Here is a 13,390-nt window from a genome sequence, read left to right as displayed (position 1 = left end):
CTTTCAGGCGAAATTGATATCGACTGAGCCAAACGGCCCGAAATCCGCGTGAATTTTGGTGCCCGAGGGGCATTCGACGGGGCGGATGAAACTGCCGGACAAAATGATCTGCCCCGGCTCGATGCTCTGACCGTATTGCGCCATCCGACGTGCCAACCAAACCACACTTTCGACAGGGTCGTTCAACACACCAGCACCTAATCCGGTTTCCTCAATCTCGCTATTGCGGAAAGCAATCGCCCCAACCCAGCGCAGATCAAGAGCATCCATAGAATGACGCTCTGCACCCAAAACGATGCCTGCATTGGCGGCATTGTCGCTGATCGTGTCAAAGACCGTGCGCGCTTTGCCGGTTTCAGGGTCCACTCTTTGAATACGAGTATCCAGAATTTCCAGTGCAGGGGCGACATAGTCCGTAGCGGCGATAATATCGTCGCGAGATACGTTTTCGCCGCCAACGGCGGACTTCATAACAAAGGCGATCTCGGCCTCAATCCGGGGCTGAATGAAACGGCCTGCCGGAACGGTCGCGCCATTGTCGAACGCCATGTCGTCAAACAAAATTCCACTGTCGGGAATGTCGATGTTCAAGGCATATTGCATCGCCTTCGAAGTCAGCCCGATCTTCCACCCGATCACCTTGCGCCCTTCGGCCAGTTTCTGGCGATAGATGGCGTTCTGAATCTCATAGGCATCATCCATACCCATCTCGGGGTGGCACAGACTAAGCAGGCCGATCTGTTTGCGCCGGCGTTCGGCCTGCAGCAGTTCGGCGGCGGCTCGGGCGTGGTCTTCGGGCGTCATACCTGTTCGTCCTCCACCGTGTTGCGCAGGGTTCCGATACCTTCGACGGACACCTCGACAACATCTCCGGGCATCAGGTACTTCGGCGGGTCGAACCGTGCCCCTGCCCCGGTTGGTGTACCAGTGACAACAATGTCGCCCGGCTGAAGCGTCATAAAGGTCGAGATGTATTCAATCTCGCGCCGGATCGGGAACATCATGCGGTTCAGCGTGTCGTCCTGCCGAAGCTCACCGTTCACGCGAGTTTGGATGCGGGCATCATCCAGTTGGGCCGCGTCCGTAAACGGCACCAGCCATGGGCCAATGGCCCCCGACTTGTCCCAGTTCTTGCCTTGCGTGACATTGAACTTTGCGTGCCGCACCCAGTCGCGAATGGTGCCTTCATTGCACAAGGTCAGCGCGGCGATGTGATCATAAGCGTCCTCCTGCGAAATGCGGCGACCAGCCTTTCCTATCACGATGGCCACCTCGCCTTCGTAGTCCAACGTATGGTTTTCAGGCGGTCGGATCAGCGGGCGGTCATGGCCGGTGAACCCACTGGCAAAGCGCGGAAAAAGCGACATGTACTTGGGCTGTTCGCTGCCGTCCTTGTATTCTGCATTCCGGTCAGGGAAGTTCACGCCGACACACAGGATACGGCGCGCATCCGGCATTACCATGTCATAGGTGAACTCAGTGTGGGTGACAGGTTTGCCCTCGGCAGCTTTTGCCAGTCGATCGAACGCCCCGTCGGCGATCACCTCGTACAGGCTGTCATGGTCCGGGAACACTTGGTTCAGTGCTATTGCACCGTCGTCAGTGATTGCTCCGAAAAACCGTTCCTCACCCGCTAAGAAAGTTCCAAACTTCATTCAAGTGTCTCCCACACGTCACGAATCACGTCGGCTGCTAACATCACGTCGTCCCGAGAGGTATCGAACTGCCCAACCTGAAAGCGGATGATCTTGCGGCCTTTGAACATGCCTTGGGTGAGATAAATCCGCCCATCATCGTTCAACGCGTCGACTAAACGCTGCTGCATTGCATCGTCTCCCGGACACCGGAACGAAAACAGGCTTAAGATCGGGCCGGTCGTGATTTCGAACCCTTCCATCGCTCCGATCCGATCAGCGAGCTCCTGTGCCCAAGTCACATGATTGCGGATGCGTTCGCGCAGTCCTTCCAATCCGTATGAGCGCAACAGAAACCAGATCTTTAACGCCCGGAACCTGCGCCCCAGAGGGATCGTCCACTCCGAGTAATTCGTCACCTCTGCTCCGGTTGTCTTGAGGTATTCCGGCTCGATCTTCAGCGTGTTGAGCTGTGGTGCTGCATCCCGCAAGAACTGGATGGCGCAATCGAATTGCGCGCCCATCCATTTATGCGGGTTGAAGACAATGCTGTCATAGCGGTCAGCACCCCTCCAAAGGGCTTCGCGAAATTCGGGGCAGATCATGGCTGATCCGGCCCAAGCTGCGTCGAGATGGGTGTAAAGGTCGTGTTTTTGCGCGATATCCGCCACGGCCACCAAGTCATCACAGGCCCCAACACCGGTTCCACCTGTGATCGCAATAATACCGGCCGGAACATGACCGGCTGCGATATCGCTTTGAATGGCGGCTTCAAGTGCAGAGGCATCAATCGCAAAGTTGGAACCCAAGGTCGGCAGCTTGACCAGATTGTCCTGTCCAATCCCCGCGACCCAGCAGGCCCTGTCGATGGACGAATGCACTTGATCCGAGCAATAGATCCGCAGCGCGCCCTTGGTGTTCAAACCTTCGCGGTTGCCGGTAAAGCCCGTGGCCCGTTCCCGCATGGTCAGAACCGCCGATAACGTGGCGGATGAGGCGCTGTCCTGAATAACTCCGGTCATACCTTCGGGCAGTCCAAGTGACTGCCGCAACCAGTCAACCATGACGCCCTCGACTTCGGTCGCGGCGGGCGAGGTTTGCCACAACATGCATTGCGCCGCGATTGTTGTCACCAGCATCTCGGCCAGCATCGACGGAGGAGCAGCATTGGCTGGAAAATAGGCAAAGAAGCGTGGGTGTTGCCAATGGGTGATACCTGGCATCACGATCCGTTCAAAATCGGCCATGATGGCATCCATCGGTTCACCCGCCTCGGGTGGGGTTGCCACAAGCTGGGCTGCAATTTCCCCCGGTGCGGTCTGCGCGCGCACGGGGCGTTCCGCAAGTGTCTTATGGTAATCGGCCGCCCATTTTGAAATGTACTGACCCCAATGCGAAAACGTGTCCCAATCCATGCGTTAACCTTTTGTTGTCGCTGAAAGATCAGCCCGCCCGGTCCCCGCAAGATGCAGCACCACAACGAACGAATTTTCTATGTTATAAAACAGTTCCGATTGTCCGATGTCAGACCGAGAAACTGACATTCGCCTGACCGGTGCCGGAACTGCCGAAATATGGGGTATAGATGTCGATTTTGCCCTTGTAGCTACCCCAACCCAGCGCTCCGAACAGCAGGGCGGTGTCGTTCATGGCACATTCTCCGGTGCATTTCTTGGCGTAGTCAGGCAGCATTTCAAGGAACTCTTCAAAACGGCCCTGTTCCCATAATTCCAACACGCGCATGTCCATCTGGCGGTTGAACTCGCCATTCACCGCGTTCAGCCCCTCGACCGATCGTTCATTCGGGGTGAAATCATGGCTGAGAGACCCTGATGCCAGAACAGACACATTGCGGTCAGAACGCCGGATGCCTTCGGCAATGGCCTCACCCCAAACCCGGTTTTCCGCAATCGATGAGAATTGATTGACAGCCACAGGCAAGACCCGCGCATTCACCCCTTCGTTGATGAAATGCATGGGCAACAGGGTTCCGTATTCCATACCCATATCCGGGTGCGAATGACCCAGAGCACGCTCTCCACGCTCGCGCAGCACATCAAGGATCGTTTCCCCCAACTCATGATCGCCGCGATAGTCGAACTCCATATCAGCCAACATATGCGGCAGCTCGTGGCTGATGAAGCGACCTGTGTGATGCTCTTTTGTGTTCAGGTGAAAGCCCTGATTGGTGATCCAATGGGTATCGAACACAATGAAGGTCTCGACTTCGCGGTCTATCGCGTCCTGACGCAGGCGGGCATACCCATCAATGGCAGATTGCCGGATACCTTTGTATTTCGGCATCGTGTGGGACATCCAGATGCTGGGTACATGCGTTATTTTCGCGGCCTGTACGATCTTTCCCATGACGGTTCCTCCTAATGCGTTCTGGTGGTCCCAGTTCGGGGGAACCACCTGAGGCGATTATTTCCCCAATTGCATGATCTTGTGCTGACCGGTTGCGAAACCGATGTGCTTTTGTTCCATATAGAACTCAAAGCTCCAATCCCCGCCGTCGCGCCCGATTCCAGACGCTTTGACCCCGCCAAAGGGCGTAGGCAGGTGACGCACGTTTTCTGAATTCACCCAAATCATCCCAGCCTCCAGCTTGTCTGTAAAGCGCAAGGCACGGGTCAGGTCATTGGTCCAGACATAACCCGTCAAACCATAGGGCGTGTCGTTGGCAATCTGAAGCGCCTCGTCCTCGGTTGCGAAGGGGATCGAGGTCAGAACAGGGCCAAAGATCTCCTCGCGCGCGATGCGCATCTGGTTGGTGGCGTTGGTGAACAAGGTCGGACGGATAAAGTAGCCTTCATTGCCCACCTTGACCCCACCGGCAGCGACGGTTGCACCGTCCTTTTTGGCGATGTCGAAGTAGCTGGTGACTTTGTTGTAATGCTCCTCGGTCACCAATGGCCCAATCTCGGTCGCCGGGTCCAACGGGTGGCCCACCTTGATGTTGTTCACACGTTGGACCAGCTTTGCCTCGAACTCTTCTTTGATCGTATCCTGCACCAGCAACCGCGAAGATGAGGTGCAGCGCTCGCCATTGATCGAATAGATCATGAAGATCACCGCATCCAGCGCGCGATCCAGATCGGCGTCATCGAACACGATCACAGGGTTTTTTCCGCCCAACTCCAGATGGTTGCGCTTGTGCGTGTCCGCGCCTTGCTTGACGATCAGACTGCCGGTGCGGCTTTCGCCGACAAACGCAATCGCCTTGATCAGCTTATGTTCGCACAAAGCTTTGCCTGCATCAGGGCCAAACCCATTTACCGTGTTCAGCACGCCTTTGGGCAGCCCGGCCTCTTCGGCGATCTCCACCAGCAGGCGGGCCGTCAGCGGAGAGTCTTCAGCAGGCTTGTGAACCACCGTGCAGCCCGCAGCCAATGCTGGTGCGATTTTCCAGGTCGACAGCATGAACGGTGTGTTCCATGGGGTAATCACACCGACCGGGCCAATTGGAACGCGCGTGGTGACGTTCATCAGCGTCGGGGATTTCAGATGTTGCCCGTCGCGCGCCTGAACCACCTGATCTGCAAAATACCGAAAATTCTCTGCCCCGCGCAACGCGGCCTTGGACATGAAGCGAAGAGTCTGGCCCGTGTCCCAGCATTCACACAGCGCGATTTCCTCGGCCCGCGCTTCGATGGCATCAGCAACGCGCAACAAGATGCGGCGGCGTTCGGTGGCAGACATGTCGCGCCATTCAGCAAACGCGGCATGGGCGGCCTTGGCCGCCGCATCAATATCATCAGCCGTGCCATGTGCAACGTCGCAGATCACAGATTTGTCGACAGGCGAAGTGGATTGGAACACACCGCCAGACCCGTCCCGGTCTTCGCCAGCGATACGATTGAGAATGCCGGCTTCCTTGAACCGGGCCAGAAAGCTCGTCAGTTTTTCAATATTCGTATCCAGCGCACTCATATTTCAGGTCTCCTGCGAAGTCACGGCCAGATGGTCGCGGATCGTGCCGGTCTTGGGCGAAAGCTTTGGGTCAATGTCGCGCATCTCAAGCGACAGAGCGATGGAATGCTGCGAAAGAGCCGGCGCCAGATAGGCTTTGACCGCGTCAAATATACGCCGCGTCGCGTCCTGCTTGACGTCTTCCGACCTCCCTGCACGCAGGCGGATCGAGATATCAACAAACCCATGGCCCGGATTTCCATCCGCAATGGCATAGTGGTCCACGCGCGTTGCGCGCACGCGAATGCCCGGCATCGGAAAGGTGTCGATCTCGGCAGCTGTTGCCCTTATGCATTCGCACAGGCCACCCATGTCGATCTTGCCTTCCAGGTTCCCGGAATATTCGACGTGGAAATGTGGCATGATTCCTCCTCTATTACTTAACATGTTTAGTTTTTTGCCAGCCTCACGTCAAGAGATTGCTTTGTTAATCTTTGCAATTTCCGAACCACCGCTCTAGAAGACCGCATGACCACTCAAAGCCATACCAAAAGCACCGCCCGATCCCTTCCTATCGCGCTGCTGCGTGCCCGTGAAACCGTCATGGCCCCGATCCGGGATATGCTGCAAGGCATCCAGATAACCGAACAGAAATGGCGCATCTTGCGCGTCCTGGATGAGCTGGGCGAAGTGGAGCAAAGCACTATTGCGCACGAGGCTTGTCTGCTGCTTCCAAGCGTGACCCGCATCTTGCGCACAATGGAGGCTGATGCCCAGATCACCCGCCGCCAGGACAGTGACGACAAGCGCCGTACCATGGTCACGATCACGGATGCAGGCCGGTCGATCCTTAGGGAAAACCTGGCCACGTCACTTGCGATTTCCAGCAATATCGAGGCTCAGATGGGTCGTGAAAAGCTGGACCAATTGCTGGACCTGCTAGAGGAATTGCAGGCGGTTAAAGTCTGACCCTGCCTTCAGTCGACAGGGCAGACCTAAAGCTCAAAGAGTCGACAGACCAGTATCCAACGCTGACAAAATCTTGGACACATCGTCTGAGGTGATAACCAGCGGGGGCGACAGAATGATGTTGTTTCCGGATACTCGTACCATCACGCCATCTTCGTAAGCCGCTTTTTGAACCTGCAACGGCAGGTGCTTAGCGATGGGAGCTTTGGTCGCCCGATCGGAAACCAGTTCCAACGCGCACATTAATCCCTCGCCACCGCGTACGTCGCCGATCGCGTCGTGTTTCTCGGCCAGCTTCCGCAACCCGGCGAATAATTCACCCCCTCGCGCTGCGGCGTTTTCCCAAACCCGCAGCCGGTTGATCTCGGACAGAGCAGCCAGTGCCGCCGCTGCCCCAACCGGATGACCGGAGTAGGTGTAGCCCTGATCGACCGATGCCAGCCCCGTAGTGTCCTTTTCGAAGACTTCAGCGACAGAGCCCGAAATCATTGCCGCGCCGAACGGAAAGTACCCGTTGGTGATCGCTTTTGCTGTTGTCATGATGTCCGGCTGAACGCCCCAATGTCGCGCGCCGCTTTCGCTGCCAGTTCGACCAAATGCGGTAATGATTTCGTCAGAGATCAAAAGAATACCGTGTTTGGCACACACCTCACGCACCATGGGCATGAAGCTTTTGTGCGGTGGGATCACACCCCCTGCCCCCAGAACCGGCTCCATGATAAACGCCGCAACCGTGTTCGCCCCTTGAAAGGCGATCTCGGCCTCCAACGCATTGACGCAAAGTTGCGCCAGACGCTCGGGGTCCGCCTCATCAAACGGGTTGCGATAGGTCCAGGGTGCGGGCACGTGGAAACAACCCGGCATCATCGGCTCATAGACCGCGCGAAACTTTTGATTGCCGTTGACGGATGCAGCCGCGAAATGTGTGCCGTGATAGCCCTGCTTAAGGCTGATGAACTTGGTGCGACCGGCATCGCCCCTCACCTTGTGATATTGCCGTGCAAGCTTCAGCGCAATTTCGACAGAGTCCGATCCACCCGACGTAAAGAACGCGCGGGTCAAACCGTCAGGTGCGAAAAACTGCGCCAGCTCATAAGACAGCTCAATGGCTTTGTCATTGCTGGTTCCGCGAAAGGTCGAGTAATAGGGCAACGCGTTCAATTGATCGGCAATGGCCTGTTTCACCGGTTCGCAGGAATAGCCCAAATTGACGTTCCACAGCCCCCCCACGGCATCCAGCGCTTTGTGACCATCAACATCGATAATGCTTACACCTTCACCGCCATTCAAAATGGTCGGCGGGTTCTTTTGACTGTCGGCAGGATGTGCCATCGGGTGCCAGAAATAACGGGCGTTGTTTTCCTTCAGAAAGTTCGAGTCTTTCATGGTGCGGGCCTCCGGAAGTATCGCTTACCCTGGGTCACGGGTGGAATTCGGTTGGAAAGGTGTCGGGCAACTGACCGCCAAAATCTGCGGTCAGGTCCGTCGAAAGATTGTGCAATGCAGACAGAATGGATGGCAGGCGGTCGTCGGTGGCGCGACCTTCAGGCACAGCAATTGCAATGGTCCCCAGAGCGACTTGATCAATGCCAAAAATCGGCGCGGCGTACCCAAAGACGCCCTCTTCATAGCTGCCGTTGCTGTTGGCCCAGCCTAAGGCGCTGATCCGCGCAACCCGTTCTTTGATGATTTCAGGATCAATGAGCGTGGCGTCCGTGAAGCGCGCCTGCTCTTTGTGATCCAAATCTTCCATCAGACTGGGTGGGCCAAAACTGAGCATACAAAGACCCGAGGCCGTTGCATTGATCGGCAGGATCTCACTGGGGTCAAGGCTGACGCGCACGCTGTGCCGCGTTGTTTCAACCACCAATGCGGTTTGCAGCCCGGTCTTTTCCAACAGTGACAGATGCAGACTTTCCCCAACGCGTTGCATCGCCATTTGCATTTTCTGGCGCGCACTTTCGATGCCTGGCCGCGCGATTTCACGCAGCGCTGCCAGGCGCAAGGCCGCCGGTCCGATAGCATAGGACTTGGTCATAGGATTCTGTTCGATCAGACCGTATTCCTCAAGCGCACGCAGGTGGCGCAGCGCGGTTGCCTTGTTCAATCCGGACAGTCGCGCAAAGTGACTCAGCCCGATTTCCGGTCGCGCGCTTGAAAAGTAATCCAGCATTTTTAAGGCATTAAGGGCTGTGCCCATTTGTTTCACTTCCTCTTACTCAGGGAATACTTGACAGAACTAACTTAACAAAGCAACATAATTATTGTTAACGCGGATCAAATAATGAACCATGTATGGGAGGAGTCAATGAAGAAATTTCTTACTGCTGCGGCTTTAGTGGCATCAGCTACCGCTGCACTGGCCGAGTACCCCGAAAAGCCGGTCAGCTTTGTGGTGCCGTGGCCTCCGGGCGATCTGGAAGATGTTCTGACGCGAATGATCGCCGATGAATTTCAAGCCATGTACGGCGTTCCAGCCGCTGTCGTGAACAAACCCGGTGGTGGCGGTGGTCCGTTCCCGGGTGCCGTCGAGGTGGCAACCGCCCCTGCGGACGGCTACACCATCGGGTCTTTTGTCATCGGCGTGCCGGTCATTGGTCCCGAAATCGGCATCCCCGAACTCAACCCCAACCCGTTTGATCCCATCGGGATCTTCCTGACCTATCCCTTCGTGATCGCAGCCAGCAAGGATGCGCCTTTCTCAAGCTGGGAGGAGTTGGCGGAACACGGCAAGGAAAACGACGTCGCACTTGGCCATTTCGGTTCCGTTTTACCACCGACCCAGGTGACCTTTGCCGCAGCCGTCAGCAGCGGGTTCGATTTTGCCAGCGAAGCGGCGTTTGATGCGCTGGACTGCAACACTTTGGCATCGGGCGACGTCGACGTGATCAACACCACCCTTCAGCTTATCCTGCCCTGTCTGGATCAGGTGAACGTCCTTGCCAGCATCGGCGGCGAGCGGATTTCGCTGGTGCCCGATACACCAACAGTCGTGGAACTAAACCCGGATCTGCCTTTGGCCCTGTGGAACGGATTGTTTGTCCACAAGGACACCCCAGCGGACGCCCGCGAAAAGATTTCGGCGGCGGCTCAAAAGGCGCTGAGTTCTGACAAGGCAAAACAATTGGCCGAGGAAACCGGTGCCCTGATTTATTGGCAGGATCCGGATGCCTCCAACGCTCAGATCGAGCAGGACAAAGCCTCGTTCGCCAAGATCGAAGAGATCCTGGGCGAATAAACCGGAACGGGCCCGGCACATTTAACACTGCCGGGCCTATTTCCATCCAACAGGAGGCCACGATGATTGCAAAGACCTTGCAAGACATGTTCCGGCGCTATCGACGCCCCGGGGACATCGTGTTTGCCACTATGTTCTTTGTGTTCTCGCTGTTCCTTCTCAGCCAGCTTGGAAGCGAAACTCAGGTCGTCAAACGGACAAAGTGGTTTGCGCAGCCTGCTTTGTGGCCAACTTTCGCGATCTGGGGCATGGTTGTGTTCAGCGGTCTGCATTTGCTGAGCTCATTCCTGTCACCACGTATTCCAGGCCGTTTGCGAGAGATCACGTTTTGGCTGAAATCGCTCGAATATGTTGTCTATTTTCTGATTTACGTTGTTGCTGTTCCATGGCTTGGGTACCTGCCCTCCACCATGCTGTTCGCCGCCCTTTTGACGGTCCGCCTAGGGTTTCGCTTGCCCGGGGCCTTTTGCATTGCACTCATCTTCGGCGCGGTGGTCGCAATCGTCTTTCGGGCGCTGCTGCAGGTGAACATCCCCGCGGGTCGCGTTTATGAATACCTGCCCGACGGGCTGCGCGCCTTTGCGCTGACCTATCTATGAGGCCGCAATGGACGATCTGATTTCCGGCTTTGCAATTCTTGCCCAGTGGCAAGTCATGGTGGCGCTGATTATCGGCTCTGTCGGGGGCGTTATCATTGGCGCCTTGCCCGGCGTGGGCGCCGCCGTGGCCATCGCGATCCTTCTGCCTGCTACATTTGCTTTCGAACCCATCGTAGGTCTAACCCTTCTGCTGGGCATCTACGGGTCGTCCATGTATGGCGGCGCAATCCCGGCCATTCTGATCAACACCCCAGGCACGGCCGTGAACGCCCTGACCACCTATGACGGCTATCCCATGACCAAACGCGGCGAAGGCCATCGGGCCTTGTCGCTGGCCTATTCAGCGTCGTTCTTTGGTGGCATTTTCTCGATCCTTTGCCTGATCGTCCTTTCGCCCGTTCTGGCCTGGGTTGCCCCGCATTTCGGCAGTCGCGAGATTTTTCTGGCCGCTTTCATGGGTATTTTACTCGTGATCCTGGCCCATCGCGGGCAGACTTTTTCCGCCGCCATGCTGGCGTTTTTCGGAATTTTTCTGAACACGGTGGGGCTTGAGCCTGTCAAATACACGCGACGTTTCACCTTTGACCAAACCTGGTTATCGTCGGGCGTCGATCTGATCGTTGTTGTATTGGGCCTGTTTGCCATCAGCCAGGCGCTGCTTTTGCTGGTCGACAAGGAACACGCCCCCGGCGAAGCACATGTTCGCGGCAATATATTTACCGGCCTGAAAGAGCTTCTGGGCCTGAAGCGCATCGCCACCGTGTCGTCATCACTGGGCGTTCTCATGGGTATGGTGCCGGGCACCGGCGAATTCACGTCCCAGTTCCTGTCTTACACCTACGCTCAGAAGACTTCGAAAAATCCCGATGCGTTTGGCAAAGGATCACCCGAAGGCCTGGTGGCATCTGAGGCCGCCAACAACGCCGTTCCGGGGGCTGCAATGATCCCGCTTTTGGCTCTGGGTATTCCAGGTGAGGCACTGACGGCGATGATGCTATCGGTTTTCTACGTTCACAACGTGATCCCAGGCCCTCAACTGTTTGCAGAACAGATGGATTTTGTCATGGCGCTGTATATGGCGTTGATCCTTCTGAACGTGGTCGTTCTGATCTTTTTACTGTTTTCAACCAATCTGCTGCTGAAAATTATCCAGATCCCTACCCGATTTCTGGGCATTATGATCCTGACCCTTTCATTTGTGGGCGTGTACAGCCTGCGAAACTCGATCACGGACTGCGCGATTGCTGCCGGGTTCGGTGTTTTCGGCCTGATCCTGAAACGCCTGAACCTGCCGATCGTGCCCATCATTTTGGGTATGGTTCTGGGTGGGATCATGGAGGTCAAACTGCGCAGCGCCATGGCTCGGGTGAAATCACCGCTTGATTTCATCGACCGGCCCATAGCGGCAATCCTGTTTGTGATGATCCTGGGGATCATTCTTTTGCACATCCGCTCTCTGATCCAGGAACACAAAGACCGCGTCAAACCGCAACCGGTTCTCGACGAAGACACTACTCAGCAAGGATAACGCCTCATGGATCAGTTCTCGATTGACGCGCTGCGCACTCAGGAAATCACTCCGCGCGGACATTTCATAAACGGCCGCTTTCAGCAAAGCGAAACCAGCGCCCAGCATCAAGTTCATTCACCGATCAACGGTCAGCCACTGGCACTGATCGCCGAAGGCAGTGCCGCAGATGTCGACGCCGCCGTACGTGCGGCGCGGGTATCGTTTGAAGATGGGCGTTGGTCACGAATGGCCCCTGCGGGCCGTAAGAAAGTGCTGCTGAAGCTTGCTGATCTAATCGAATCCCAAGCGCTGGAGATTGCTGTTCTGGGTGTTCGCGACAACGGGACCGAGATCAACATGGCCTATAAGGCCGAGGCGCTCTCGGCTGCGGCAACGTTCCGGTATTATGCCGAAGCCATCGACAAACTGTACGGCCAGATCGCCCCCACGGGCGACGACGTTCTGGGTCTGATACATCACGCACCCGTCGGCGTTGTCGGCGCGATTGTGCCGTGGAATTTCCCTTTGATGATCGGTAGCTGGAAAATTGCCCCGGCGTTGGCGGCAGGCAACTCCGTGGTCTTGAAACCCGCAGAAAGCGCTTCGCTCAGCCTGTTGAAAATCGCCGAACTGGCAGCTGAGGCCGGGGTGCCAGACGGCGTGTTCAACGTGGTGACGGGGCGCGGGCCAATTGTGGGCGAAGCGTTGGCGCTGTCGATGGATATCGACATAATTGTCTTCACCGGGTCCGGCGCGACAGGAAGGCGGCTTTTGGAATATTCCGCACGCTCCAACCTAAAGCGTTGTTATTTGGAACTGGGGGGCAAATCGCCGAACATCGTCTTTGCCGATGCCCCGGACCTTGCCGAAGCGGCCAAGGTTTCAGCCGCTGGTATATTCCGCAATTCGGGCCAGGTCTGCGTCGCCGGATCGCGCCTGTTGGTCCAACAGGAAATTTACGAGGACTTCGTCTCCGAAATCACCCACCACGCCTCAGCCTTTCGCGTTGGCGATCCGTTGGACCTGAACAGCCAGATCGGCGCGGTTCACAGCCTGTCCGAGTTGCAGGCCAATCTGGATTTCGTGACCAAAGCCGAAGCGGAAGGCGCTGAGCGCCGCACAGGTGGCGCCCGTATTCTGACCGAGACTGGTGGTTATTACATGGCGCCGACCGTCATGGCCGGGGTGAAAGAAACTGACACGCTGTTCCAAAACGAAGTCTTTGGCCCTGTTCTGGCCGTCACGCCCTTCAAGGACGAAGAAGACGCGATCCGTCTGGCAAACGCGACCGTTTACGGGTTGGCTGGTGGGGTCTGGACCTCGAACTTGGGCCGCGCACATCGCATGGTCGCAGGCATTCGTGCCGGGGTTGTCCATGTGAACACCTATGGTAGCGCAGACCTGACTGTTCCCCTTGGTGGCGTGCGCCAATCCGGCAACGGACACGACAAGTCGCTGCACGCGATCGAAAAATACTTCGACCTGAAAACCGCCTGGATCAAACTCTGATCGCTGAGGGGTAAGGGAG

Annotated in this window: 13 protein-coding genes; 5 read left to right on the top strand and 8 right to left on the bottom strand. The window is 56.6% G+C overall.

All coding sequences use genetic code 11. The features are described from left to right. Positions 1–3: 3 nt before the first annotated feature. From hpaH to GOV89_RS09560, 6 genes are all read right to left on the bottom strand, one after another. Entirely contained in the window at positions 4–804 is an 801-nt protein-coding gene (gene hpaH, locus GOV89_RS09585; protein ID WP_171176623.1) for a 2-oxo-hept-4-ene-1,7-dioate hydratase, read from the bottom strand. Next, positions 801–1,655, bottom strand: a complete 855-nt coding sequence (locus tag GOV89_RS09580; protein ID WP_171176621.1) for a fumarylacetoacetate hydrolase family protein — start codon at positions 1,653–1,655, stop codon at positions 801–803. The genes hpaH and GOV89_RS09580 overlap by 4 nt, the downstream gene beginning before the upstream one ends. Next, positions 1,652–3,049, bottom strand: a complete 1,398-nt coding sequence (locus GOV89_RS09575) for a pyridoxal-dependent decarboxylase (RefSeq protein ID WP_171176619.1) — start codon at positions 3,047–3,049, stop codon at positions 1,652–1,654. Before GOV89_RS09575 ends, GOV89_RS09580 begins: the two co-directional genes overlap by 4 nt. Positions 3,050–3,158: 109 nt before the next feature. Continuing rightward, on the bottom strand, positions 3,159–4,001 hold the full coding sequence (hpaD, locus tag GOV89_RS09570) for a 3,4-dihydroxyphenylacetate 2,3-dioxygenase (protein WP_171238023.1): 843 nt from the start codon (positions 3,999–4,001) through the stop codon (positions 3,159–3,161). Positions 4,002–4,058: 57 nt separating this feature from the next. Further along, positions 4,059–5,567 (bottom strand): 5-carboxymethyl-2-hydroxymuconate semialdehyde dehydrogenase, encoded by a 1,509-nt coding sequence (hpaE, locus tag GOV89_RS09565; RefSeq protein WP_171176615.1) that lies wholly within the window; start codon positions 5,565–5,567, stop codon positions 4,059–4,061. Between the two features lie 3 nt (positions 5,568–5,570). Beyond that, complete coding sequence (locus GOV89_RS09560) at positions 5,571–5,969, bottom strand: 5-carboxymethyl-2-hydroxymuconate Delta-isomerase (protein WP_171238022.1); 399 nt, start codon at positions 5,967–5,969, stop codon at positions 5,571–5,573. 105 nt (positions 5,970–6,074) lie between these two features. Between GOV89_RS09560 and hpaR the strand changes: the two genes are divergently transcribed. Continuing rightward, entirely contained in the window at positions 6,075–6,515 is a 441-nt protein-coding gene (gene hpaR / locus GOV89_RS09555) for a homoprotocatechuate degradation operon regulator HpaR (RefSeq protein WP_171176611.1), read from the top strand. Between the two features lie 33 nt (positions 6,516–6,548). Here hpaR and GOV89_RS09550 read toward each other — a convergent pair whose 3' ends face one another. Next, positions 6,549–7,901, bottom strand: coding sequence for an aminotransferase class III-fold pyridoxal phosphate-dependent enzyme (locus tag GOV89_RS09550; RefSeq protein WP_171176609.1), 1,353 nt, complete (start codon positions 7,899–7,901; stop codon positions 6,549–6,551). Positions 7,902–7,935: 34 nt separating this feature from the next. After that, complete coding sequence (locus GOV89_RS09545; RefSeq protein ID WP_171176607.1) at positions 7,936–8,715, bottom strand: IclR family transcriptional regulator; 780 nt, start codon at positions 8,713–8,715, stop codon at positions 7,936–7,938. Positions 8,716–8,823: 108 nt separating this feature from the next. On the opposite strand from GOV89_RS09545, the gene GOV89_RS09540 reads away from it, so the two are divergent. The 4 genes from GOV89_RS09540 (at position 8,824) to GOV89_RS09525 (ending at position 13,371) form a co-directional block, all read left to right on the top strand. After that, entirely contained in the window at positions 8,824–9,753 is a 930-nt protein-coding gene (locus GOV89_RS09540) for a tripartite tricarboxylate transporter substrate binding protein (protein WP_171176605.1), read from the top strand. A 62-nt stretch (positions 9,754–9,815) separates the two neighbouring features. Further along, a complete protein-coding gene (locus tag GOV89_RS09535) occupies positions 9,816–10,352 on the top strand; it encodes a tripartite tricarboxylate transporter TctB family protein (RefSeq protein ID WP_171238021.1) in 537 nt (178 codons plus the stop codon). A gap of 7 nt (positions 10,353–10,359) precedes the next feature. Then, a complete protein-coding gene (locus GOV89_RS09530; protein ID WP_171176601.1) occupies positions 10,360–11,880 on the top strand; it encodes a tripartite tricarboxylate transporter permease in 1,521 nt (506 codons plus the stop codon). Between the two features lie 6 nt (positions 11,881–11,886). Beyond that, positions 11,887–13,371, top strand: a complete 1,485-nt coding sequence (locus GOV89_RS09525) for an aldehyde dehydrogenase family protein (protein ID WP_171176599.1) — start codon at positions 11,887–11,889, stop codon at positions 13,369–13,371. Positions 13,372–13,390: the final 19 nt, after the last annotated feature.

The organism is Ruegeria sp. HKCCA5763, from assembly GCF_013034545.1.
Classification (GTDB): domain Bacteria; phylum Pseudomonadota; class Alphaproteobacteria; order Rhodobacterales; family Rhodobacteraceae; genus Ruegeria.
Note: the sequence above shows the minus strand (reverse complement) of the source record. Positions and strands in the feature narration are given on the sequence as shown.

Bases quoted from the DNA above. Each gene is read 5' to 3' on its own strand.
- hpaD (WP_171238023.1), bottom strand. From the start codon at position 4,001: ATGGGAAAGATCGTACAGGCCGCGAAAATAACGCATGTACCCAGCATC.
- GOV89_RS09560 (WP_171238022.1), bottom strand. From the start codon at position 5,969: ATGCCACATTTCCACGTCGAATATTCCGGGAACCTGGAAGGCAAGATC.
- GOV89_RS09530 (WP_171176601.1), top strand. From the start codon at position 10,360: ATGGACGATCTGATTTCCGGCTTTGCAATTCTTGCCCAGTGGCAAGTC.
- GOV89_RS09545 (WP_171176607.1), bottom strand. From the start codon at position 8,715: ATGGGCACAGCCCTTAATGCCTTAAAAATGCTGGATTACTTTTCAAGC.
- hpaH (WP_171176623.1), bottom strand. From the start codon at position 804: ATGACGCCCGAAGACCACGCCCGAGCCGCCGCCGAACTGCTGCAGGCC.
- GOV89_RS09575 (WP_171176619.1), bottom strand. From the start codon at position 3,049: ATGGATTGGGACACGTTTTCGCATTGGGGTCAGTACATTTCAAAATGG.
- GOV89_RS09550 (WP_171176609.1), bottom strand. From the start codon at position 7,901: ATGAAAGACTCGAACTTTCTGAAGGAAAACAACGCCCGTTATTTCTGG.
- GOV89_RS09580 (WP_171176621.1), bottom strand. From the start codon at position 1,655: ATGAAGTTTGGAACTTTCTTAGCGGGTGAGGAACGGTTTTTCGGAGCA.
- GOV89_RS09540 (WP_171176605.1), top strand. From the start codon at position 8,824: ATGAAGAAATTTCTTACTGCTGCGGCTTTAGTGGCATCAGCTACCGCT.
- hpaR (WP_171176611.1), top strand. From the start codon at position 6,075: ATGACCACTCAAAGCCATACCAAAAGCACCGCCCGATCCCTTCCTATC.
- hpaE (WP_171176615.1), bottom strand. From the start codon at position 5,567: ATGAGTGCGCTGGATACGAATATTGAAAAACTGACGAGCTTTCTGGCC.
- GOV89_RS09535 (WP_171238021.1), top strand. From the start codon at position 9,816: ATGATTGCAAAGACCTTGCAAGACATGTTCCGGCGCTATCGACGCCCC.
- GOV89_RS09525 (WP_171176599.1), top strand. From the start codon at position 11,887: ATGGATCAGTTCTCGATTGACGCGCTGCGCACTCAGGAAATCACTCCG.